Here is a 20,783-nt window from a genome sequence, read left to right on the forward strand (position 1 = left end):
ATGGTGACGGCAGCGGCCGGCTTTGACAAGTCACGGCGGACTGATATCATTTGCATACGAATGAATTTGCCGCGTCGGAAACGCCTGTTCGAAACCGGCGGAAATGAGGGAAAACCCCGTTGGCAAACTACGCTCGACCGCAGGGTCTGGAGGAGGCTCTCGATCTGCTCGCCGAGGGGCGGTGGCGGGTCCTGGCCGGCGGCACCGATTTCTATCCGGGGCAGGGCGCGCGCCCGATTCGCGAAAACATTCTCGACATCAACCGGCTCGATGCATTGCGCGGCATCTCCCGGACGGACGATGCCTATGTCGTGGGCGCCCGCACCACATGGTCCGAGCTGATCGCCCACGATCTGCCGCCGTCCTTCGACGCGCTGAAGGCGGCCGCCCGCGAGGTCGGCTCGGTCCAGATCCAGAACGCGGCCACGGTGGCCGGCAATCTGTGCAACGCCTCGCCGGCCGCCGACGGCGCGCCCCCGCTGCTGGTGCTCGACGCCAGCGTGGAGATCGCGGCCAGGGCCGGCCGCCGTCGCGTGCCGCTCGGCGCCTTCGTGCGCGGCAATCGCGAGACCGCGCTGGCGCCGGACGAAATGGTGGTCGCCCTTGTCGTGCCCAGAACCGCGACGGCCGGTGGGAGCGGTTTCGTCAAGCTCGGCGCGCGCCGCTATCTGGTGATCTCGATCGCGATGGCGGCCGCGCGCGTCGCGTTGGCCGAAGACGGCACGATTGGCGAGATCGCGCTGGCGCTCGGCGCGTGCTCGCCCGTTGCCCGGCGCATGACGGGGCTCGAACACGCGCTGCGCGGCCGCCGCCCGGAGACCGCGCTCGATTTCGGCCCCGACCAACTTGTCGAACTGACGCCGATCGACGACGTGCGCGCCAGTGCCGCCTATCGGCGCGAAGCGGCCGCCGAGATTTTGCGCCGGGCGATCCGGCAGGCCTGCGACGATGGCGCGGGCAAGGAGAAGGCAGCGTGAGCCCGGTGCGCGAAACGATCGGCTTTACTCTCAATGGCGCGCCGGTTTCAGCCGAAGTCTCGCCGGTGGCCCGGCTTTCCGCCGTGCTGCGCGACGAACTCGGCGCGACAGGCACCAAGCTCGGCTGCGACGCCGGCGATTGCGGCGCCTGCACGGTGCTTGTCGACGGCGCGGCGGTCTGCGCCTGCCTGATGCCGGCCGCGTCGGCCGCGGGCCGGCGCGTCACCACCGTGGAGGGGCTCGCCAATGGCCGGCTGTCGGCCCTGCAAGCCTCGTTCCTGCGCCATGGCGCGGCCCAGTGCGGCATTTGCACGCCGGGCTTTCTGGTCGCCGCGACCGCGCTCCTGGACCGCAATCCCGCCCCGAGCGAGGAAGAGGTGCGCGACGCGCTCGGCGGCGTGTTGTGCCGCTGTACCGGCTACCGCAAGATCATCGCCGCCGTGATCGACGCCGGTCTGCTCGAAACCGGCCGCGACAGCCCGCCGCCCGAAACCGGCCGCGCGGTCGGCGCGGCGGTCATGCGCCTCGACGGGGCGGCCAAGGTGACGGGCACCGACAGGTTCGGCGCCGACGAACGGCCGGCCGACGCGCTGTCGGTGCTGGTGATCCGCTCGCCGCACTGGCATGCGCGTTTTTCCTTCGGCGACCTCGACGGGTTCGTGGCCGCGCGCCCGGGCCTCGCCGCCGTGTTCACCGCCGCCGACATTCCCGGCCGCAACCGCTTCGGCGTCATCGGCCCGTTTGCCGACCAGCCGGCACTGGCCGAGGGCACCGCGCGGTTTCGCGGCGAGGCGGTGGCGCTGGTCGCCGGCGAGCCGGCGGCGATCGCGGCCCTCGACCCGACAGAATTTCCGATCGACTGGCACGCATTGCCGCATGTGCTCGACCCGGCCGAAGCCGTCGCGGAAGGGGCCGGCCTCGTGCACGAGGATCGTCCGGGCAATATCCTGACGCAGGGCCTGGTCGCACGCGGCGATGCCGAGGCCGCGATCGCGGCCGCGGCGGTGTCGGTCTCAGGCACGATCGAAACCGCCTATGTCGAGCACGCCTATATCGAGCCGGAAGCAGGATATGCCGTGTTCGACGGCGACACGCTGGTCGTCAGGGCCTGCACCCAGGCGCCCTATATGGACCGCGACGACACCGCCGCCGTGCTCGGCCTGCCGCCGGACAAGGTGCGCATCGTGCCGGCGGCGACCGGCGGCGGGTTCGGCTCCAAGCTCGACGTCTCGCTGCAGCCGCTGGTCGGGCTGGTGGCGCTGAAGACCGGGCGGCCGGCGGTGCTGGCCTATACGCGCGCCGACTCGATGGCCTCGACCACCAAGCGCCATCCCGCGTCAATGCGCGCCACGCTGGCCGCCAATGCCGACGGACGCATCGCCGGGCTGGCATTTGCCGGCGATTTCAACACCGGCGCCTATGCGAGCTGGGGCCCGACAGTCGCCAACCGCGTGCCGGTGCATGCCTGCGGGCCCTATCTGACGCCCAATTACCGCGCCAGCGCGCGCGCCGTGCACACCAACGGGCCGGTCGCGGGCGCGTTTCGCGGTTTTGGCGTGCCGCAGGCCACCATCATGCTCGAAACGCTCTACGACGCGCTCGCCGCGAAGCTCGGCATCGACCGGCTGGAGCTTCGGCGCCGCAACGCGCTTGCCGACGGCGACAGAACCGCGACCGGGCAGGTGCTGGCGTCCGGCGTCGGCATCGGCGCCTGCCTGGCCGCGCTCGAACCGCACTGGCGGCGCGCGCTGGCCGACGCCGAAACGGCCAACGCGGCGGCCGGCGACGGGACGGTGCGGCGCGGCGTCGGCATCGCGTCGTGCTGGTATGGCTGCGGCAACACCTCGCTGCCCAACCCCTCCACGATCCGGGTCGGTATTTCGCCCGCCGGCCGGGTTGTGCTGCACCAGGGCGCGGTCGATATCGGCCAGGGCTCCAACACGGTGATCGCCCAGATCTGCGCCGACGCTGCCGGCCTGCCGCTGGTCGCCTTCAGCCTTATCGACGGCGACACCGCGCATACCCCTGACGCCGGCAAGACCTCGGCCTCGCGCCAGACCTATGTCAGCGGCAAGGCGGCAGAAAAGGCCGGCCGCGCCCTGCGCGAAAAAATCCTGCGTTATGCCAATGTCTCCTCGCAGGCCCGCATCGAGATCGAGCCCGGCCTGCTGGTCGTGCGCGAGGGCGAGGCGCGCCGGCAGATCGCGCTCGACACGCTGCCGCTCGATGGGCGCGGTTACGTGTTTTCGGCCGAGGAGAGCTACGACCCGCCGACGACGGCGCTCGACGAGAACGGGCAGGGTGTGCCCTATGCCGTTTACGGTTACGGCGCGCAGATCGTCGAGCTCGCGGTCGACCGCAGCCTCGGCACGGTCGCGCTTTTGAAAATCACCGCCGCGCACGATGTCGGCCGCGCCATCAACCCGCAGCTCGCCGAAGGCCAGATCGAGGGCGGCATCGCGCAGGGGATCGGCATGGCGCTGATGGAGGATTACGTGCCCGGCCGCACGGAAAACCTGCACGATTATCTGATCCCGACCATCGGCGACGTGCCGCCGATCGAGACCATTCTGGTCGAAATCGCCGACCCGGAAGGCCCGTTCGGCGCCAAGGGGCTGGGCGAGCATGTGTTGATCCCGACCGCGCCGGCGATCCTGAACGCCATTCGCGACGCCACCGGCGTTTTGGTCGACAGGCTGCCGGCGACGCCGAGCCGGGTTCTGGCGGCGATCCGGGCGGCGGAGGCGGGGCGATGAGCGAACTGTCGGAACGGTTCGAGCCGTCGCCGGAAAGGCCCGACACCACCGGCGAAAAGGTCCGCTGCGATGCCTGTCCGGTGATGTGCTACATCGCCGACGGGCGCACCGGCGCCTGCGACCGCTACGGCAATGTCGGCGGCAAGATCGTGCGCACCGATCCGCTGACCATCCTGCACCACGCCGCCGAGGAGGGCACGCCGCTGGTGCCGTTCCTCGACCCGGAGGAGCCCTGGGACGGCGAACTGGTCAACACCGGCCGCCGCTTCGTCTCCGCCATCGGGGCCGGCACCACCTATCCCGACTACAAACCCGCCCCCTTCATCGTCAGCCAGGAGGTCGAGGGCGTCGATCTGGTGACCGTGGTGACGGAAGGGATTTTTTCCTATTGCGGCGTCAAGGTGAAGATCGACACCGACCGTCATATCGGGCCCGAGACGGCGACTGTGCGGGCCAACGGCGAGCCGGTCGGCCACGTCACGACCGCCGAATACGGTTCGCAGATGCTCTCGCTCGGCGGCGTGCGCCACCTGACCGGCGGCTCCAAGGCCGAGGGACGGGTGACCTGCGACACGCTTTTGGCGCTGTGCAATCGCCAGCCGGTCGAACTGACGATCGACGACGGCGCGATGCTGGTGGTGGAGGCCGGCAAGGCGCCGGTGATCGACGGCCGCCAGGAACAGCGCATGCGCGTCGGCTGCGGCTCGGCGACGATCGGCATGTTCGCCACCCAGTGGCGCGACCTGGTCGACGAGGTGGTGGTGGTCGACGACCACATCACCGGCGTGGTGTCGGAACACCAGGCCGGCAAGGTGCTTGGCTGGCCCGACACCGGCATCAAGATCATCGGCCGGCGCTCCACGCCCGGCCGCTATTTCAAAGTCTCCGAACCCGGCCTCGGCTGGGGCGGCACCACCATCGCCGACCCGCTGGAGATTCTCGGCCCCTTCAACGCCAACAAGGGCGCCCGGCCCGGCCTGTCGCTTTTGATGGTGTCGACCACCGGCGAGCAATTCGCCTATTACGAGCTCGACCAGGACTTAAAGCCGGTTGCGAAGCCTTTTCCGGATCGCTTGAAGAAATCTGTCGATCTTATTGAAGATAATTGCGAACCGGCTTTGTGTACGGTGCTGTTTATGGGCGGTGCCGGCGGGTCGCTCCGCGCCGGCGTGACAGAAAACCCGGTCAATCTCACCCGCTCGGTCCAGGGTCTGAACACCTATGTCACCTGCGGCGGCGCGCCGGTCTATGTCTGGCCGGGCGGCGGCATCACCATCATGGTCGATGTCACCCGCATGCCGCAAAACGCCTTCGGCTACGTGCCGACGCCAGCGCTGGTGGCGCCGGTCGAATTCACCCTGCGCCGCGACGACTATCTCCGGCTCGGCGGTTATGCCGAGGAGATCCGTTCGGTCGACGACATCGCGGCGCGCGGCGGCGCGTATCACAATCCGCGCCGGGATAGGCCCGCGCCGGGCGGCAATCCCTGGCCGCCGCTCCGCCAGCGGCGGCGGGAACGGCCATGAGCGGGCCGCGGATCGCCTGGCTGCCGGACGGGCGACGCCTGCACATGCAGCACGGTCCGATCGACCTGATCGTCGAGGCGTTCGGCGTGCCGGCCGAGCGCGCGGCCGGCTACCGGCAGGCGGCGGCCCGCTTTTCCACCGTGCTCGACGAGCTGGTCGGCGAGCTCAGCGCCCTGCGCGCGCCGTCGACAAACATCCCGCGCCATTTCGCCGGCGCCACCGCGCGCCGGATGGAGCAGGCGGCGTGCCGGCATGCCGGCCGTTTCGTCACCCCGATGGCCGCCGTCGCCGGCGCGGTCGCCGACGAGGTGCTGACCGCCCTGGTGACCGGGCGCGAACTGGAGCGGGCTTATGTCAACAATGGCGGCGACAGCGCCGTCTTCCTCGCGCCCGGGCAAATGATCCGTCTTGCCGTCGCCGGCACGGGGCACGGTTTTTCCGACCGGGTGACGATCGACGCCGACGATCCGGTGCGCGGGATCGCGACCTCGGGCTGGCGCGGCCGCAGCCATTCGCTGGGTATCGCCGACGCCGTCACCGTTTTGGCCGCCGACGCGGCCGCGGCCGACGTCGCCGCGACGCTGATCGCCAACGCCGTCGACCTGCCGGGACATCCCGCGATCGCGCGCGCGCCGGCCAATACGCTGTCGTCCGACAGCGATCTCGGCGCGCGGCCGGTCACGACCGGGGTCGGCGCGCTGGATGCGGTGGAGATCGACACGGCGCTGGCGCGCGGCCTTGCCGAGGCGGAGTCCTGCCGCGCGCGCGGCCTGGTTGTCGCGGCGGCGCTTTTTCTTCGCGGCGCCCGCCGCCTGTCCGGTTCCTTCGGCGCGATGCCGGCCGGGACCTTTCAAGGAGATTTGCTCGATGCCTGACTTTCCGATCCGCAAGCTGGCGGTGTTTTTCGAGGAGATCGTCCACGACGGCGGCCCGGCGGCGGCCGAACCGCGGCGGCGCGCGGCGGCAATGGCGCTGGTCAAGAACCCGTTCGCCGGCCGTTATGAAGAAGACATCGAAGCAGCGATGGACGACCTGAAACCGCTCGGGGCGACGCTGACGGAACGGTTGATCGCCGCGCTCGGCGGCGACGCGGAGAAGATCGACGGCTACGGCAAGGGCGCGATCGTCGGCACGCAGGGCGAGATCGAGCATGGCGCGCTGTGGCACGTGCCGGGCGGATACGCGATGCGCGAGCGGCTGCCGAAATCGATGGCGATAGTGCCCTCGGCGATGAAGGTGGCAGGCTTCGGGGCGACGCTCGACATTCCGCTCGGCCACACCAACGCCGCCTATGTGCGCAGCCATTTCGACGCCATCACCGTCAGCGCGCCCGACGGGCCGCGCCCCGACGAAATCCTGTTCTGCCTGGCGATGAGCCGCGGCGGGCGCGTCCACGCCCGCATGGGCGGGCTCACCGCCGGCGAGGTCAAGGGACGGGACGGGTTGCGATGAGCATTGCGGCGAAGGCGGCCCGACCGGAAAGGGCGGCGGCGGAAGAAGACTACAGGCTCGAAGACCATATCGGGTTCGTGCTGCGCAAGGCCAACCAGCGCCATCTGGCGCTGTTTTCGGCCCGCATCGGCGACCTGACGCCGCCGCAATTCGCCGCGCTTGCCAGGCTGGAGGAGGTCGGCGAGACCTCGCAGAACCAGCTCGGCGCCCTGATCGCCATGGACGCGGCCACGATCAAGGGGGTCATCGACCGGCTGAAGACGCGCGGCCTGGTCGAGCTCGATACGCACAAGCAGGACCGCCGCCGGCTGGTCGTGCGGCTGAGTGCCAAGGGGCGCGAGACGCTGGCGCGGCTGCGGCCGCTTGCCTTTGCCATCACCGAGGAGACGCTGGCGCCGCTGACCGGGCGCGAGCGCGCCAGCCTGATGCGGCTTTTGGCCAAGATCGGCTGAACGGGCGACGACACGCCCGCCGCGCTTCAGGCCTCGTCGTCGGCAAGCAAATCGGCCGTGACGCCGAATTTCTCCATCGCTTCGGCTTCGGTGTAATAACCGAGCGCCACGTCGCGGCGCACCAGGGCGGGATCGCGTTCGCGCGGGTTCCCGTAACCGCCGCCGCCCGGCGTGCCGACACTGACGCGGTCGCCGGGTTTGAGCGCGATGTCCTGTTCCTTCGACAGATGTTGCGGCACGTGGGCGATCCCGTCGCGCCACACGGTGACGGTGTTGACGCCGCCGTCGGCGCCGCCGAGCACGCCCTGCGGGCCGAACCGGCCATGGTCCATAACGAAGGAGGCGCGCGCCTCGCCGCGCAGGAGCTCGACCTCGTAGGCGAGCCCGAAGCCGCCGCGTTGCCGGCCGGCGCCGCCGGAGCCCTCGCGCAGCGCGTAGTGGCGGTAGAGGATCGGATAGGCCTGCTCCATCACCTCGATCGGCGGCGATTTGGAAATACCGATGGTCGAACAGCCATTGCTGAGCCCGTCATGGTCGCTGTTGCCGCCATAACCGCCGCCGGAAATCTGGTACATGACGTAATCGCGCCCGCGCGCCGGATCGTGGCCGCCGAGGGCGAAATTGCCGGACGAGCCGGCCGGTGCGGCCGTCACGTGCTCGGGCAGGGCCTGGACCAGGGCGGCGAACACCGCTTCGGCGATGCGCTGCGAGACCTCGGCCGCGCAGCCGGAGACCGGGCGCGGATAATGCGCGTCGAGAAACGTGCCCTCGGGGCGGCGGATCTCCAGCGGCTCGAACGCGCCGGCGCTGAGCGGCACGTCGGGAAAGATGTGGCGCATGGCGAGGTAGATCGACGACAGCGTGGTGGCGAGCACGCTGTTCATCGGCCCCGCGCAGGGCGGGCTCGAGCCGGCAAAGTCGAACACCAGCCGGTCGCCGGTCTTTTCGACCGCCAGCGCGATGGTCAGCGGTCGGTCGACGACCCCGTCGGAATCGACATGGGCCGTCGCGCGATAGACGCCGTCGGCGATGTCGGCGATACGCGCACGCATCTGCTCGGCCGCGCGCCGGCGCAATTCGGCGATCGCGGCCAGAACGGTGTCGTCGCCATAGCGGTCGAGCAGGGCGCAAAGCCGCTCCTCGCCGACCATCAGCGCGGCGGCCTGGGCCTTGATGTCGCCGATGCGCTGGTCGGCGACGCGGATATTGGAGGCGATGATGGCGTGGATTTCGGGATCGAGTTCGCCGCGCTTGAAAAGCTTGACCGGCGGCAGCCGCAGCCCCTCCTGCTCGACGGCGGTGGCCGACGCCGAAAACCCGCCCGGAACCGAGCCGCCAATATCGGGCCAGTGGCCGGTATTGGACAGCCAGCAGAAAATCTTGCCGTCGCGCCACACCGGCCGGGCAAAACGCACGTCCATCAAATGCGTGCCGCCGAGATAGGGATCGTTGACGATATAGATGTCGCCCGGCTCGGGCGGCAGGCAGCGCCCGTCGGCGATCATCTCGATCAGCGTGCGGGTGGAATATTCCATCACGCCGACAAAGACCGGCAGGCCGCCGACGCCCTGGGCGATCAGCGCGCCGTCGTCGGCCGCATAGATGCCGTCGGAGCGGTCATTGGCCTCGGCGATCACCGGCGAGAACGCCGCGCGCGAAAAGGCCAAATCCATCTCGTCGCAGACCTGCTGCAGCGCGGCCTGGATAACGGTCAGGGTGATCGGGTCGAGCTCGGCCATGGCTCACGCCTTTGCAGCGGTGATGATCAAATTGCCGTCGCCGTCGCTCACGGCCCGGTCGCCGGGTTCCAGCACGGTGGTGGCGTCCATCTGTTCCAGGATCGCCGGGCCGTCAATGCGGGCCTCAAGCGGCAGTTGTTCGCGGGCGTAGACGGGGGTGTCCAGCCAGTCGCCGGCAAACCAGACCGGCCGCGTCGCCGCCTGCGCGCCGGCGAGCGTGTCGGCCCGCCCGGCCGGATCGATCAGCGTCGACAGGTCGAGTTCGGGGCGGATACCGATCACCGAGGTGTTGAGATTGACCAGATTGGCGCGGATTTCCGGCAGTTTTACCTTGAAACGGGCGAAATAGGCCTTTTCGAACAAGGCCTGCAGCGTGGCGCGCTCTACGGCGGGGCCGGGCAGCGCGACATTGAGAAGATGGGTCTGGCCGACGAACTGCATGTCGGCGGAATGGACGATCTCGATGCGTTCGGGCCGCACCGCCTCGCGCGCGATCAGGTCGCGGCCCTCGCCGGCCTGTTCGTTGAGGATCGCCTGCACCGCCGCCATGTCGAGATCGGCCAGCGGCCGGTTCAGCGTGCGCACGAAATCGTGCCTGAGATCGGCGACCACGCAGCCGAGCGCGTTGGTGATGCCGGGCCGGGCCGGCACGATGACGCGCGGAATGCCCAGCTCGCGGGCGAGCGCGCAGGCATGCAGCGGGCCCGCGCCACCGAAGGCGAACAGCGAAAAATCGCGCGGGTCGTGCCCCTTGGCGATCGAGACCATGCGGATGGCGCCGGCCATCCTGAGATTGCCGATCCTGAGCACGGCGCCGGCCGCCCCGGTCGCGTCGAGGCCGAGCGGCGCGCCGAGCGTGCGCGCAAACACGTCGCCGATCGTGTCGAGATCGGCTGCCCCGTCGACGGCGAGAAGCTTTTGCGCATTGAGCCGGCCGAGCAGCAGATTGGCGTCCGACACGGTCGGCCGGGTGCCGCCGCGGCCGTAGCAGATCGGCCCGGGCAGCGCGCCGGCGCTCTCGGGGCCGACCTCCAAAAGCCCGGCATTGTTGACGCGGGCGATCGAGCCGCCGCCGGCGCCGACGGTGCGCACGTCCACCATCGGCACGTGGATCGGCATGGCGTATTCGATCTCGATCTCGTTGGAGACCGCCGGGCGGCTGGCGCGCACCATGGCGACGTCGGTCGAGGTGCCGCCCATGTCGTAGGTGACGATGTCGCCGAAGCCGGCGCGCCGCGCGGTGTAGGCGGCCGCCATCACGCCGGAGGCCGGACCCGACATCACCGTCTTGGCGGCCTCGCGCGCCACCAGTCCGGCCGAAATCATGCCGCCATTGCCGTTCATGACCAAAAATTCGCGCTTGTAGCCCTTGCCGCGCAGGTCGCGGCGCAGCCGCTCGACATAACGCTGCAGGATCGGCTGCACGGCGGCGTTGACGGCGGCCGTCACGCCGCGTTCGAACTCGCGCGCCTCCGACAGCAATGCGTGCGCCATGGTGATGTGGTCGTTGGGCCAGAGCTCGGCCGCGATCTCGGCGGCGCGCAATTCGTGGCGGGGATTGGCGTAGGCGTGCAGGAAATGAATGACGAGCGCCTCGCAGCCACGGTCGCGGAGCCGGACGACGGCGGCGCGCAGTTCGTCCTCGTCGAGCGGCGTGTGTACCGTGCCGGCCGCCGTCATGCGCTCGCCGACTTCGAGCCGCAAATCGCGCGCGATCACCGGCTCGAAACGGCCGGTCATGCCGTAGGGCTGCGGCCGGGTGCGCCGGCCGAGCTCGATAATGTCGCGAAAGCCGCGCGTGGTGATCATGCCGGTGCGCGCCAGCCGGCGTTCCAAGACCGCGTTGGTGGTGGTGGTGGTGCCGTGCACGATCAGGTCGATCGCCTCGACGGGAAAACCGGTCTGGGCGAGCGCGTCGACCACGCCCTCGGCCTGGTTGGCGCCGGTGGTGGGGGTCTTGGCGAGCCGGACCCGGCCGCCCGATGCCGCGTCGATCAGGATCAGGTCGGTAAACGTGCCGCCGACGTCGATGCCGGCCACGGTTGAGGCGGGGCCGGCGCGATTTTTTTCGTCCATCTCGGTTTTCCCGAACGCGCGGCCTAACAATGGCCGGCAATTTGGAACAGCTCTCCCGGTCTCGATCTTGACCCGATATTCATTTGTATACTAATTAATTTCGCGAGCAAGACACAGGGTCGAACATCCCACGGACGGGCCCGGCACCGTCCGCCACAGCCGGCCGCCGCGCGGCCATTTCAACCGACGCTTGCCAGGAAGGTGCACCGGATGACAAATGTCGCCGCAAACAGCAACGAGACTGCCCGCAAGCCGGACTTTCCGATTCCCGCCGGCGTGCATGCCGAGACCGTGGTCTCGGTGAAACACTATACCGACCGGCTGTTTTCCTTCCGCATCACCCGCCCACAGAGCTTCCGCTTCCGCTCCGGCGAATTCGTGATGATCGGCCTGCCCAACGCCGAAAAGCCAGTGTTCCGCGCCTATTCGATCGCCAGCCCGGCCTGGGACGAGGAACTGGAGTTTTATTCGATCAAGGTGCCGAACGGCCCGCTGACGTCGGAATTGCAGAAGATCGTGCCCGGCGACACCGTTTTGTTGCGCCAGAAATCGACCGGCACGCTGGTCAACGACGCGCTGAGCCCGGCCAAGAGGCTCTACATGATCGCCACCGGCACCGGCATCGCCCCCTTCGCCAGCCTGATCCGCGATCCCGACACATATGAGAAATTCGACGAGATCGTGTTGACCAATACCTGCCGAGACGTCGCCGAGCTCGCTTATGGCGACGAGCTGATCGCCGCGTTGCGGGCCGATCCGCTGATCGGCGAGCTGGTCGCCGGGCGCGTGCGTTATTATCCCACCACCACGCGCGAGGACGGTGAGCGGACGGGACGCATCACCACGCTGATCGAATCGGGCAAGCTGTTTTCCGATCTCGGCGTCGCGCCGTTCGACCCCGCCAGCGACCGGGTGATGATCTGCGGATCGCTCGATATGATCCGCGACGTCAAGGCGCTGGTGGAAAAATCCGGCCTGGTCGAGGGCTCCAATGCCGCGCCGGCCGATTTCGTCGTCGAGCGCGCCTTCGTTGGCTGAGCGGCGGCTCCGAACGAAGCCGCAGCAACATCGCAAAAACCGCCTGGCGTCGCCCGACGCCGGCGGTTTTTTCGTGAAAGGCCCTGCCCATACCTCGTCCATGGGCAGGGAACGGACCGTGCCTCCCGAATGTTGCCAGATCGCGTGGGAGATACGCTTTCAGGAATCACGGTCCGCAGCCTCGAACCTCGCCCATGAAGCCCGCCGCGTGTATGGTGCGATCACGCACCCCGCCGTCGCGGCGCGCCTGACATCAGGCCATAGACGATCGCGAGCACGACCAGGCCGCCAGCATAGACCGACGGCCGGATCTTCTGTTGAATCGTCAACCAAAGACCCCAGGCCATCCAGCCAAGAATCGCCATCACCATGAGAGTGGGAATCGACGGCATCATGCGTGTCACACTGACACAGCGTGTCGGCGGCGGCCAGCGGCCGGAACGGGCCGTGAACACCGTGCGAGAAAACCTTCTCGCACAGTGGTTTTTCTCGCACGGCGTTCCGGTTTCGTTTCTTTTGGATTGTTGATTTTATTGGGAGTTTTTGGTGAGCGCGCAGGGGCTCGAACCCTGGACCTACTGATTAAAAGTCAGTTGCTCTACCAACTGAGCTACGCGCTCCCGCAGGGCCGTTGCCGCCCCGAAAGTGGGCGGAAAATAGGGAGGCGCCACCCTCGGGTCAACCGCAAAAGCGCGTCCGCGGCGATCTTGTTGGTGAAAGGTCGCGCGCCGGGCGCGGACCGGGACAATTCGCCCACAAAAGGGTGATTGGCACAGCCCGGTCGGCGAGGGTATAGCCGGGTCACGGCGGCGCGGCCGGCACGGGCCGGGCGCGCGCGGACACGAGGTGCAAGGGCCGTCATGGCGATCGATGTCGGATATGCGAGCGCGGTCGGGGCAGGGGCTTTGTCCTTCCTGTCGCCCTGCGTCCTGCCGCTGGTGCCGCCCTATCTATGTTATATGGCCGGGGTTTCGGTGGAGGATTTCCGCGACGGCAACGCCGCCGCACAGGTCACCCGAACCAAGCTCGCCCTGCTCGGCGCGGCCGCCGCATTCGTGCTCGGCTTTTCCACCGTCTTCGTCGCGCTGGGCGCCGGCGCCTCGACCATCGGCGGCCTGTTGCGCGCCTGGCAGCAGGAACTGGCGATCGTCGCCGGCATCCTGATCATCCTGATGGGGCTGAATTTTCTCGGCCTGATCCGCATTCCCTTCCTGTCGCGCGAGGCCCGTTTCCAGACCGGCGGGTCGCAGGCCGGGCCGGCCGCGGCCTATCTGATGGGGCTGGCCTTCGCCTTCGGCTGGACGCCGTGCATCGGTCCCGTGCTCGGCCCGATCCTGACCCTGGCCGGGGGGCGCGGCACGGTCGGCGAGGGGGCGACGCTTTTGTTTGCCTATTCGCTCGGCCTCGGCATTCCGTTCCTGCTGGCGGCGCTGTTTTCGGGCGCCTTCATGCGCTTCCTCGGCCGTTTCCGCCTGCATCTTGGACGGGTGGAAAAGGTGATGGGCGGACTGTTGGTGATTGCCGGCGTGCTGTTTCTGACCGGCGGCATCCAGGCCGCTTCCTACTGGCTTTTGGAAACCTTTCCCGCGCTCGGTCAACTGGGATAGGCCGCCGGCCCGCCGGGGCGATTGGATTGCCGGGCGCGCAATGATAAAGACGGCGCGACCCGTCCCCAATCGCGATACGGAAATCTCCATGAGTGAACGCAGTTGCCTGTCGATCATCCTCGCCGCCGGCGAGGGCACGCGCATGAAAAGCGATCTGCCGAAAGTGCTGCACCCGGTCGCCGGCCTGCCGATGGCCGCCCATGTGCTCGGCGCGGCGCGCGCGGCCGGCAGCGGCGCGCTCGCCCTGGTGGTCGGCCATGGCGCCGAAACCGTCTCCGAGACGCTGAAGTCCCACGCCGCCGGCTGCCGGACCTTTGTCCAGGCCGAACGGCTGGGCACGGCCCATGCCGTACTCGCCGCCCGCGACGCGATCGCCGACGGGTTCGACGATATTTTGGTGATGTTCGGCGACACGCCGCTGATCGAGGCCGAGGCGCTGGCCGAGGCGCGACAAGGCTTGGCCGACGGCGCCGCCGTGGTGGTGATGGGCTTTCGCACCGACAAGCCCGCCGGTTATGGCCGTCTGGTGGAACAGGGCGGCGAGCTGGTGGCGATTCGCGAGGACCGCGACTGCAGCGCGGCGGAACGGGCGATTACTTTTTGCAATGGCGGGCTGATGGCGATCGACGGCGCCCGGGCGCTCGGCCTGCTCGACGCGGTCGGCAACGACAACGCCAAGGGCGAATATTACCTGACCGACATCGTCGAGATCGCGCGCGCGCAGGGCCTGCGCGTGGTCGCGGCCGAGGTCGCGTTCGAAAATGTGCTCGGCATCAACAACCGCGCCGAACTGGCCGAGGCCGAGGCGATCTGGCAGACCCGCCGGCGCCGGCGCATGCTGCTCGACGGCGTGTCGATGACGGCGCCCGAGACGGTGTTTTTCGCCCACGACACGGTGATCGGCCGCGACACGGCGCTCGAGCCGCATGTCGTGTTCGGACCCGGCGTGCAGATCGGCGACCGGGTGCGCGTGCGCGGCTTTTCCCATATCGAGGGCGCCACGATCGCCGACGGCGCCGAAGTGGGTCCCTTCGCGCGGCTGCGGCCGGGCGCGGATCTCGGCGCCGGCGCCAAGGTGGGCAATTTCTGCGAGGTCAAGGCCGCCGAGATCGGTCCCGGCGCCAAGGTCAACCATCTCACCTATATCGGCGACGCCACGATCGGCGCCAAGGCCAATATTGGCGCCGGCACCATCACCTGCAACTATAACGGCTTTACCAAGGACCGCACCGAGATCGGCGCCGAGGCCTTCATCGGCTCGAATTCCTCGCTGGTCGCGCCGGTTTCGATCGGCGCCGGCGCCTATGTCGCCTCCGGCAGCGTGATCGTGGCCGACGTGCCCGACGACGCGCTCGCCTTCGGCCGCGCCCCGCAAACCGTCAAGGAAGGACGGGCATCGAAGCTGAAGGCGCGCTATCAGGCCGAAAAGCAGCGCCGCGCCGCCGAAAAGGCCGCCAAGGACCGGGCCGCGCGCGGCTGAGCCGCCGCTACCGCCGTGGGCTCTACAGCCGCGACAGGAATTTCGCCAGGAGAAGCGAACCCTCGGGCCAGGGCCCGTATCCCGATTCGGCGTTGAGATGCCCGGCCTGGCCGGCATCGACGAACAACGATCCCCAGGCGGCGGCGATGTCCTCGGCGACGTCGAAGGCGCAGAACTCGTCATTGCGGCTCGCCACCACCACCGAGGGAAACGGCAGCGGCTCGCGCGGATAGGGACCGAACGTCATCAGATGTTTCGGGCGGATTTTTGGGTTGGCTACGTCCGGCGGGGCGACGAAGAACGCGCCCGCGACCGGCTTTTCGATCGCCTGCAGGGCATGGATGGCGGTCGGAATACCGAGCGAATGGGCCACGAGCAGGATCGGCCGCTCGGCCCGGTTGGCCTCCTCGGCGACGCGGGCGATCCAGTCGTCGCGCACCGGCTTCGACCATTCGCGCTGCTCGACCCGGCGCGCCGTCGACAGTTTCGACTGCCAGCGGCTCTGCCAGTGGCCGGGGCCGGAATTGGTGTAGCCGGGGATGATCAGGATATCGGTGTCTTTGGCCTTCATGGCCGCCCATGTAGCGAGGCGGTCCGCGCCGGGCAAGGCCGCCCGGACGCGAAACGGCACGGCGGCTCCGCTGCCGGCGCGGCGATCGCCTCAGGCCTGACCGAACACGCGGGCAAAAATCGTGTCGACATGTTTGGTGTGATAGCCGATGTCGAATTTCTCGCGGATCGCGTCTTCCGAAAGCGCGGCGCGCACCTCGGCGTCGGCGAGCAATTCTTCAAGGAAATCCTTGCCTTGCTCCCAGACTTTCATGGCGTTGCGCTGCACCAACCGGTAGGCGTCCTCGCGCGACACCCCGGCCTGGGTCAGCGCCAGCAGCACGCGCTGCGAATGGACCAGCCCGCGGAACCGATCGAGATTGTTCTGCATCGCCTCGGGGTAGACCAGAAGCTTGTCGACGACCCCGGTCAACCTAGCGAGCGCGAAATCGAGCGTGACGGTGGCGTCGGGCCCGATCATGCGCTCGACCGAGGAATGCGAGATGTCGCGCTCGTGCCAGAGCGCGACGTTTTCCATCGCCGGCAGGGCGTAGGCACGCACCATGCGGGCAAGCCCGGTGAGATTTTCCGTCAGCACCGGATTGCGCTTGTGCGGCATGGCCGATGAGCCTTTCTGGCCGGGCGCGAAATATTCCTCCGCCTCCAGCACCTCGGTACGCTGCAGATGACGTATCTCCACTGCGAGGCGCTCGACCGACGAGGCGATCACGCCGAGCACGGCAAAAAACATCGCGTGCCGGTCGCGCGGGATCACCTGGGTCGACACCGTCTCCGGTTCCAGCCCCATCTTGGCCGCCACGTGTTCCTCCACGCGCGGGTCGATATTGGCGAACGTGCCGACGGCGCCCGAGATCGCGCAGGTCGCGATCTCCCCGCGGGCGAAGACCAGCCGCTCGCGGCAGCGCGAAAACTCCGCATGGGCCTGGGCGAGCTTGACGCCGAAAGTGGTCGGTTCGGCATGAATGCCGTGCGAACGGCCGATGGTGATCGTGTCCTTGTGCTCGAAGGCGCGTTTTTTCAGCGCCGCGAGCAGGGCGTCGAGATCGGCCAACAGCAGATCGGCGGCGCGCACCAGTTGCACGTTCAGGCAGGTGTCGAGCACGTCGGACGACGTCATGCCCTGGTGGACGAATCGCGCCTCCGGCCCGACGATCTCGGCCAGATGGGTCAAAAAGGCGATGACGTCGTGCTTGGTCTCGGCCTCGATCTGGTCGATGCGTTCAATGTCGAACGTGGCCGCGCCGCCCTTGTCCCAGATGGTTTTGGCGGCCTCTTTCGGGATCACGCCGAGTTCTGCGAGCGCGTCGCAGGCATGCGCCTCGATCTCGAACCAGATGCGGAACTTCGTCGCGGGCGACCAGATTGCGACCATTTCGGGCCGCGAATAGCGCGGGATCATGCTTGCATCCTGTTTGCGGAATAGGTGGCTGCGTCGTAACAGAGCCGCCGCCGCGGCTCAACGCGCTTTCGCCGCATGCCACAGGGCAAACAGGCAAAGCGCCGGGATGCCGAGCGGCAGGTAGAGCCGCATGCCGAACGCGGCGAACTGGTAGAACGCGCCGGCCACGGTGAAAAAATACTGGATCGACCAGGTGACGGTGAACGGCGCGGCGTGCCACTGCGAGAAATAGGCGCGATGGTCGAGCCCGTAAAACGCCGCCGTCAGCCCGAGCGTGCCGGCGCCGAGCAGGAAGAGATGGGCGGCAAGCCGCGTGTCGAATTTCTTGCCGCCGCTCGCCCAGCCGGCCAGGATCACGGCAACGGGATAGGCGAGGAAGGCCGCCAGACCGAACAAGACCGCCACCGCGCGGATATGGGCCGGCTCCTGCCAGCCGTCGCGGTAAAGCGTCAAAACGGCGCTGGCCGCCATCAGCAGCGACCACAAAAGCGCGCCCGCCGCCAGGCCCGCCAGGGTTCGTTTGCCGGCGACGGCGGCATAGAGGCCGGCAAACGCCCCGGCCGGCGCGGTGCGTCTTTCAGGGGTCACAGCCGGCCGGTCACGGCCAGCCAGCGGATGTCCGGCCCCTCGAAGCCCAAGCCGCGCACCGCGATCATCACCGCGAAGGAGGGCGGTCCGCCCTGCGGATAAACCGTCTGCACCGCGCCGAGCCGGTATCCGAACGGGCAGCCGCGGCTTTGCGGGATCGCTTCGTCTTGATGCAGGCGAACGAACGTGCCGCCCGGTTCCAGATCGACGCGCGACAGGCGGTAGCCGACGACGGGACCGAAGGCGGCGCATCGTTCCGGCGCGGCGATGCCGATCTCCTCGAGATGGAAGGCGACCGCCGTGTCGATCGGCGGCAGAACCGGGCGCGGATTGACCACCATCCGGCCCGGCTCGCCCGACAGTTCGGTGACGGGATTGTACCCGGCAAGCCAGCCCCTGTTGCGTGCCAGCTCGTCGTCGGCGACGATGGTTTCGGCCGCGGCCTTGACCTGGGCGCGGGCGGTATCGAGGCTAACCGTTTCGTCCCTGATAAGCACGCGAAACGGCGAACCGGGCAAAAAACGGTCGTTCTCGACGTCGATGTAATAGCGGTTGGCATAGGGAAAACCCGACCCGTCCTGGATGCCGTACTCCTCGAAGGCGAAGATCGAGGCGTCATCCGAGAAGCCGAGAATGTCGAGCTCGGCGACATCGCCGGCCGAGGCCGCCGGCGCGCACAGGAAAAGGGCTGCGGCACACAGCATCGCGGCGGCACGGTAGAACATGACGAAATCCTTGTTGCGGGCCGATCCTGGACCGATTCTGAGGCGAGTCTATCACGGGCAGCCGCCGGGCAGGAACGGTGCGGCCAACCCCGTGCGCCGGCTTTTCGCAATCAGAACCGTTCGGCCCCAAGCTATTGTTTTGACGTGTTTTTGAACGGCGGCCCGGTTTCCATTTCGCCTGCCGACGCCTCAGCCCAGCGTCGACCAGGCCGGCATCAGGTCGCGCGGTCCGGGACGGGCGGCATAAACGCCACGCGCGATGGCGCGCGCCAGCGTGGCCGCGCCAGCGGCGTAAAGCTCCATCATCGCCACGCTGTCGGGCGCCGGCCGGGCGCCGGTCGCAAGCGCGAAGACCAGATCGCCGTCGGCCGGCGTGTGCGCGGGCCAGATCGCACGGGCGAGCCCGTCATGGGCGGTGACGGCCAAGCGCTTGGCCTCGGCCTTGGTCAAGGCGGCATCGGTGGCCACCACCGCGATGGTGGTGTTGGCGGCGAGCCCCGGATCGCGGAACTTCAGCCGCACCCGGCCGGCATCGTCGGGCAGCGGGCTTGGCAGGCCGAGGCCGCCGAACTCGGAGCCGGCCTCAAACGGGGCCGCCCAGAAATGGCGCGTGCTGCCGACGGTCACCGAGCCGACCGCGTTGACCGCGACCAGGGCGGCGACCGTGGTGCCGTCGGCAAGCCGCGTCGAGGCCGAGCCGAGGCCGCCCTTCAGACCGGCCGTCAGCGCGCCATAACCGGCGCCGGCCGTGCCGAGTTCGAAGGCGGTGGCCGCGTTCTGCGCCGCCTGGTAACCGAGCTCGCGATAGGGCGGGTAGCGTCCCCAACCCTTGTCGCCGCCATTGACGAGGTCGAACAGGATCGCCGCCGGCACGATCGGCACGCGCTGGTCGTGCACCTGGAGCCCGATATCGTGCTCGCGCAGCCAGGCCTGGACGCCGGACGCCGCGTCGAGACCGAAGGCAGACCCGCCCGAAAGCACCAGCGCATTGACGGTTTCGACGCTGTTGTGCGGTTCCAGAAGATCGGTCTCGCGGGTGCCGGGCGCGCCGCCCATCACCTGCACCGAGGCCACGGCCGGCGTGTCGCACAGAACCGCGGTGACGCCTGAATTGAGGGCCTCGTCGTGAGCCGCGCCGACACGCAGGCCGGCGATGTCGGTCAAAAGGTTGCGGGGACCGGGGGTAAAACTCATTCCAGATCGACCTGTTCGAAATCTTGACCGTCATAGCGAAACAGCCGGTAGCGTGTGCCGGCCCAGTCGCCGATATCGTTGAAGCGCACGGCGCCGAGCGCGGTCTCGAAGCGCGTCGCCGCGAGCACGCCGGCGAGCGGCGCGTCGGCGGCGGCGCGTTTTGCCGCCAGCGCGACCTCGACGGCGGCATAGGCCGGCAGGACGTAGCCGTCGGGCTCGGTGCCGGCCTGGCGCAGGGCGGCGACGATTGCCGGGTCTGCGATGTCGGCCCAGTCGGGCGGCGCGACCATCAAGGTGCCGGCGACAAGGTCGACCTCGTCGCGCGCGGCGCGCAGGGCCTCGCCGCCGGCGATCTGCACGTCGTAGCCGAGTTCGGCCGCCGCCTGGCCGAGAAGGGCGATGTCGGCCCGGTCGCCGCCGGCAAACACATGGGTCGCGCCCGCCTTGCGCAGCCGGCCGGCGAGCGCGATCTGGTTGGGCAGTTGCGGCCGGAACGTATCGATGAACACCGGCTCGAGCCCGGCCAGTTCGGCCGCCACGCGCAGGCTTTCGGCCAGTTCGCGCCCGTAAATGGTGCCGTCGTCGATGATCGCGAACAGCTCGCCGCGCCAGGCGCGGGTCAGAATGCGGGCGACGGCCTGCGCCTCCGCGTCGGCGCGCGGGGCGAGGCGAAACACCGGCCAGCCGGTCTTGTCGCGCCGGTCGGTGAGGGCGTCGACGCGCACGCCGGTGACGATGACGGGAATGCCGGCTTGGGAGAGGACCGGCATCGCAGCCTCGACCGCCGCCATGCACACGAAGCCGGTGACGAGATCGACGCCCTCGGCGACCAGCGCGCCGGCGGCGCGCGCGCCGCCCTCGGCCGAACAGCCCGTGTCCTCGACCACGAGCGCGGCCTTGCCGTCGGCGGCGACGGCCGCCGCCGCGCCGGCTTCCATCTGCGCGCCCAGCAGCGCACTCGCGCCCGACAGCGGCGCGGCCAGGCCGAGCCGCGGCTCGGCCGCGCGGGCCGGCAGCGCGCCCAACATGGCGGCAAAAAGGATCGCCAATCGCTTCGACATGCGCATCGCGTGATGGTTTCCGCTTGCGGGACCGCTTTCGCCGTTTCGTAAAGAAGCCGCCGGACCAGCGCAACTCGTCTTGCGCCTACCCGGCTTGTGGCGTAAGCGCACGGGCCTATATTGCATGTCAGCAGGGCCAGCGC

Annotated in this window: 18 protein-coding genes and 1 tRNA gene; 9 read left to right on the forward strand and 10 right to left on the reverse strand. The window is 68.9% G+C overall.

Annotated elements, in window-relative coordinates; genetic code table 11:
• Positions 1-119 precede the first annotated feature (119 nt).
• The 6 genes from EP380_RS10355 to EP380_RS10380 are packed head-to-tail and all read left to right on the forward strand — an operon-like array spanning position 120 to position 7,163.
• Positions 120-977, forward strand: coding sequence for an FAD binding domain-containing protein (locus tag EP380_RS10355; protein WP_127598447.1), 858 nt, complete (start codon positions 120-122; stop codon positions 975-977).
• Positions 974-3,733, forward strand: a complete 2,760-nt coding sequence (locus EP380_RS10360; protein ID WP_420845853.1) for a molybdopterin-dependent oxidoreductase — start codon at positions 974-976, stop codon at positions 3,731-3,733. The genes EP380_RS10355 and EP380_RS10360 overlap by 4 nt, the downstream gene beginning before the upstream one ends.
• The gene (locus tag EP380_RS10365) at positions 3,730-5,259 is read left to right on the forward strand and encodes a 6-hydroxynicotinate reductase (protein WP_127598449.1); all 1,530 of its coding nucleotides are present in this window, start codon (positions 3,730-3,732) and stop codon (positions 5,257-5,259) included. The genes EP380_RS10360 and EP380_RS10365 overlap by 4 nt, the downstream gene beginning before the upstream one ends.
• Positions 5,256-6,134 (forward strand): UPF0280 family protein, encoded by an 879-nt coding sequence (locus EP380_RS10370; protein WP_127598451.1) that lies wholly within the window; start codon positions 5,256-5,258, stop codon positions 6,132-6,134. Before EP380_RS10365 ends, EP380_RS10370 begins: the two co-directional genes overlap by 4 nt.
• On the forward strand, positions 6,127-6,711 hold the full coding sequence (locus EP380_RS10375; RefSeq protein ID WP_127598453.1) for an amino acid synthesis family protein: 585 nt from the start codon (positions 6,127-6,129) through the stop codon (positions 6,709-6,711). The genes EP380_RS10370 and EP380_RS10375 overlap by 8 nt, the downstream gene beginning before the upstream one ends.
• Positions 6,708-7,163 carry a MarR family winged helix-turn-helix transcriptional regulator gene (locus tag EP380_RS10380; RefSeq protein WP_127598455.1) on the forward strand — a complete coding sequence of 152 codons (456 nt, stop codon included), beginning with the start codon at positions 6,708-6,710 and terminating at the stop codon, positions 7,161-7,163. Before EP380_RS10375 ends, EP380_RS10380 begins: the two co-directional genes overlap by 4 nt.
• A gap of 26 nt (positions 7,164-7,189) precedes the next feature.
• Here EP380_RS10380 and EP380_RS10385 read toward each other — a convergent pair whose 3' ends face one another.
• On the reverse strand, positions 7,190-8,902 hold the full coding sequence (locus EP380_RS10385) for a hydantoinase B/oxoprolinase family protein (protein WP_127598457.1): 1,713 nt from the start codon (positions 8,900-8,902) through the stop codon (positions 7,190-7,192).
• 3 nt (positions 8,903-8,905) lie between these two features.
• A complete protein-coding gene (locus EP380_RS10390) occupies positions 8,906-10,978 on the reverse strand; it encodes a hydantoinase/oxoprolinase family protein (protein WP_127598459.1) in 2,073 nt (690 codons plus the stop codon).
• 210 nt (positions 10,979-11,188) lie between these two features.
• On the opposite strand from EP380_RS10390, the gene EP380_RS10395 reads away from it, so the two are divergent.
• The gene (locus EP380_RS10395; protein WP_127598461.1) at positions 11,189-12,016 is read left to right on the forward strand and encodes a ferredoxin--NADP reductase; all 828 of its coding nucleotides are present in this window, start codon (positions 11,189-11,191) and stop codon (positions 12,014-12,016) included.
• A 221-nt stretch (positions 12,017-12,237) separates the two neighbouring features.
• On the opposite strand, the gene EP380_RS23570 is transcribed toward EP380_RS10395, so the two are convergent.
• Positions 12,238-12,411: a hypothetical protein gene (locus EP380_RS23570; protein ID WP_164749823.1), complete on the reverse strand. Its 174-nt coding sequence runs from the start codon at positions 12,409-12,411 to the stop codon at positions 12,238-12,240.
• A gap of 149 nt (positions 12,412-12,560) precedes the next feature.
• Positions 12,561-12,636: transfer RNA gene (locus tag EP380_RS10400), tRNA-Lys, on the reverse strand.
• A 240-nt stretch (positions 12,637-12,876) separates the two neighbouring features.
• On the opposite strand from EP380_RS10400, the gene EP380_RS10405 reads away from it, so the two are divergent.
• Both EP380_RS10405 and glmU read left to right on the forward strand, forming a co-directional pair.
• Positions 12,877-13,623 carry a cytochrome c biogenesis CcdA family protein gene (locus tag EP380_RS10405; RefSeq protein ID WP_106569445.1) on the forward strand — a complete coding sequence of 249 codons (747 nt, stop codon included), beginning with the start codon at positions 12,877-12,879 and terminating at the stop codon, positions 13,621-13,623.
• Positions 13,624-13,711: 88 nt separating this feature from the next.
• Entirely contained in the window at positions 13,712-15,103 is a 1,392-nt protein-coding gene (gene glmU / locus EP380_RS10410; RefSeq protein WP_127598463.1) for a bifunctional UDP-N-acetylglucosamine diphosphorylase/glucosamine-1-phosphate N-acetyltransferase GlmU, read from the forward strand.
• A 22-nt stretch (positions 15,104-15,125) separates the two neighbouring features.
• On the opposite strand, the gene EP380_RS10415 is transcribed toward glmU, so the two are convergent.
• The 6 genes from EP380_RS10415 to EP380_RS10440 all read right to left on the reverse strand — a co-directional run bounded on the left by EP380_RS10415 (position 15,126) and on the right by EP380_RS10440 (position 20,640).
• Positions 15,126-15,674 carry an RBBP9/YdeN family alpha/beta hydrolase gene (locus EP380_RS10415; protein ID WP_127598465.1) on the reverse strand — a complete coding sequence of 183 codons (549 nt, stop codon included), beginning with the start codon at positions 15,672-15,674 and terminating at the stop codon, positions 15,126-15,128.
• A 90-nt stretch (positions 15,675-15,764) separates the two neighbouring features.
• Positions 15,765-17,072, reverse strand: coding sequence for an adenylosuccinate lyase (gene purB, locus EP380_RS10420; protein WP_127598467.1), 1,308 nt, complete (start codon positions 17,070-17,072; stop codon positions 15,765-15,767).
• Between the two features lie 57 nt (positions 17,073-17,129).
• Positions 17,130-17,660, reverse strand: coding sequence for a hypothetical protein (locus tag EP380_RS10425; RefSeq protein WP_106569441.1), 531 nt, complete (start codon positions 17,658-17,660; stop codon positions 17,130-17,132).
• The gene (locus tag EP380_RS10430; RefSeq protein WP_127598469.1) at positions 17,657-18,385 is read right to left on the reverse strand and encodes a DUF2259 domain-containing protein; all 729 of its coding nucleotides are present in this window, start codon (positions 18,383-18,385) and stop codon (positions 17,657-17,659) included. The genes EP380_RS10425 and EP380_RS10430 overlap by 4 nt, the downstream gene beginning before the upstream one ends.
• 189 nt (positions 18,386-18,574) lie before the next feature.
• Positions 18,575-19,579, reverse strand: coding sequence for a P1 family peptidase (locus EP380_RS10435; RefSeq protein ID WP_127598471.1), 1,005 nt, complete (start codon positions 19,577-19,579; stop codon positions 18,575-18,577).
• The gene (locus EP380_RS10440) at positions 19,576-20,640 is read right to left on the reverse strand and encodes a branched-chain amino acid ABC transporter substrate-binding protein (RefSeq protein ID WP_238719818.1); all 1,065 of its coding nucleotides are present in this window, start codon (positions 20,638-20,640) and stop codon (positions 19,576-19,578) included. Before EP380_RS10440 ends, EP380_RS10435 begins: the two co-directional genes overlap by 4 nt.
• Between the last annotated feature and the right edge of the window lie 143 nt (positions 20,641-20,783).

It is taken from the genome of Nitratireductor alexandrii (assembly GCF_004000215.1).
Lineage (GTDB): Bacteria > Pseudomonadota > Alphaproteobacteria > Rhizobiales > Rhizobiaceae > Mangrovimarina > Mangrovimarina alexandrii.

Excerpts from the sequence above, each read along its gene's own strand:
- EP380_RS10395 (WP_127598461.1), top strand. The coding sequence starts at position 11,189 with ATGACAAATGTCGCCGCAAACAGCAACGAGACTGCCCGCAAGCCGGAC.
- EP380_RS10390 (WP_127598459.1), bottom strand. The coding sequence starts at position 10,978 with ATGGACGAAAAAAATCGCGCCGGCCCCGCCTCAACCGTGGCCGGCATC.
- EP380_RS10415 (WP_127598465.1), bottom strand. The coding sequence starts at position 15,674 with ATGAAGGCCAAAGACACCGATATCCTGATCATCCCCGGCTACACCAAT.
- EP380_RS10405 (WP_106569445.1), top strand. The coding sequence starts at position 12,877 with ATGGCGATCGATGTCGGATATGCGAGCGCGGTCGGGGCAGGGGCTTTG.
- EP380_RS10380 (WP_127598455.1), top strand. The coding sequence starts at position 6,708 with ATGAGCATTGCGGCGAAGGCGGCCCGACCGGAAAGGGCGGCGGCGGAA.
- EP380_RS10385 (WP_127598457.1), bottom strand. The coding sequence starts at position 8,902 with ATGGCCGAGCTCGACCCGATCACCCTGACCGTTATCCAGGCCGCGCTG.
- EP380_RS10365 (WP_127598449.1), top strand. The coding sequence starts at position 3,730 with ATGAGCGAACTGTCGGAACGGTTCGAGCCGTCGCCGGAAAGGCCCGAC.
- EP380_RS10370 (WP_127598451.1), top strand. The coding sequence starts at position 5,256 with ATGAGCGGGCCGCGGATCGCCTGGCTGCCGGACGGGCGACGCCTGCAC.
- EP380_RS23570 (WP_164749823.1), bottom strand. The coding sequence starts at position 12,411 with ATGATGCCGTCGATTCCCACTCTCATGGTGATGGCGATTCTTGGCTGG.
- glmU (WP_127598463.1), top strand. The coding sequence starts at position 13,712 with ATGAGTGAACGCAGTTGCCTGTCGATCATCCTCGCCGCCGGCGAGGGC.
- purB (WP_127598467.1), bottom strand. The coding sequence starts at position 17,072 with ATGATCCCGCGCTATTCGCGGCCCGAAATGGTCGCAATCTGGTCGCCC.
- EP380_RS10435 (WP_127598471.1), bottom strand. The coding sequence starts at position 19,579 with ATGAGTTTTACCCCCGGTCCCCGCAACCTTTTGACCGACATCGCCGGC.
- EP380_RS10375 (WP_127598453.1), top strand. The coding sequence starts at position 6,127 with ATGCCTGACTTTCCGATCCGCAAGCTGGCGGTGTTTTTCGAGGAGATC.
- EP380_RS10430 (WP_127598469.1), bottom strand. The coding sequence starts at position 18,385 with ATGTTCTACCGTGCCGCCGCGATGCTGTGTGCCGCAGCCCTTTTCCTG.
- EP380_RS10440 (WP_238719818.1), bottom strand. The coding sequence starts at position 20,640 with ATGTCGAAGCGATTGGCGATCCTTTTTGCCGCCATGTTGGGCGCGCTG.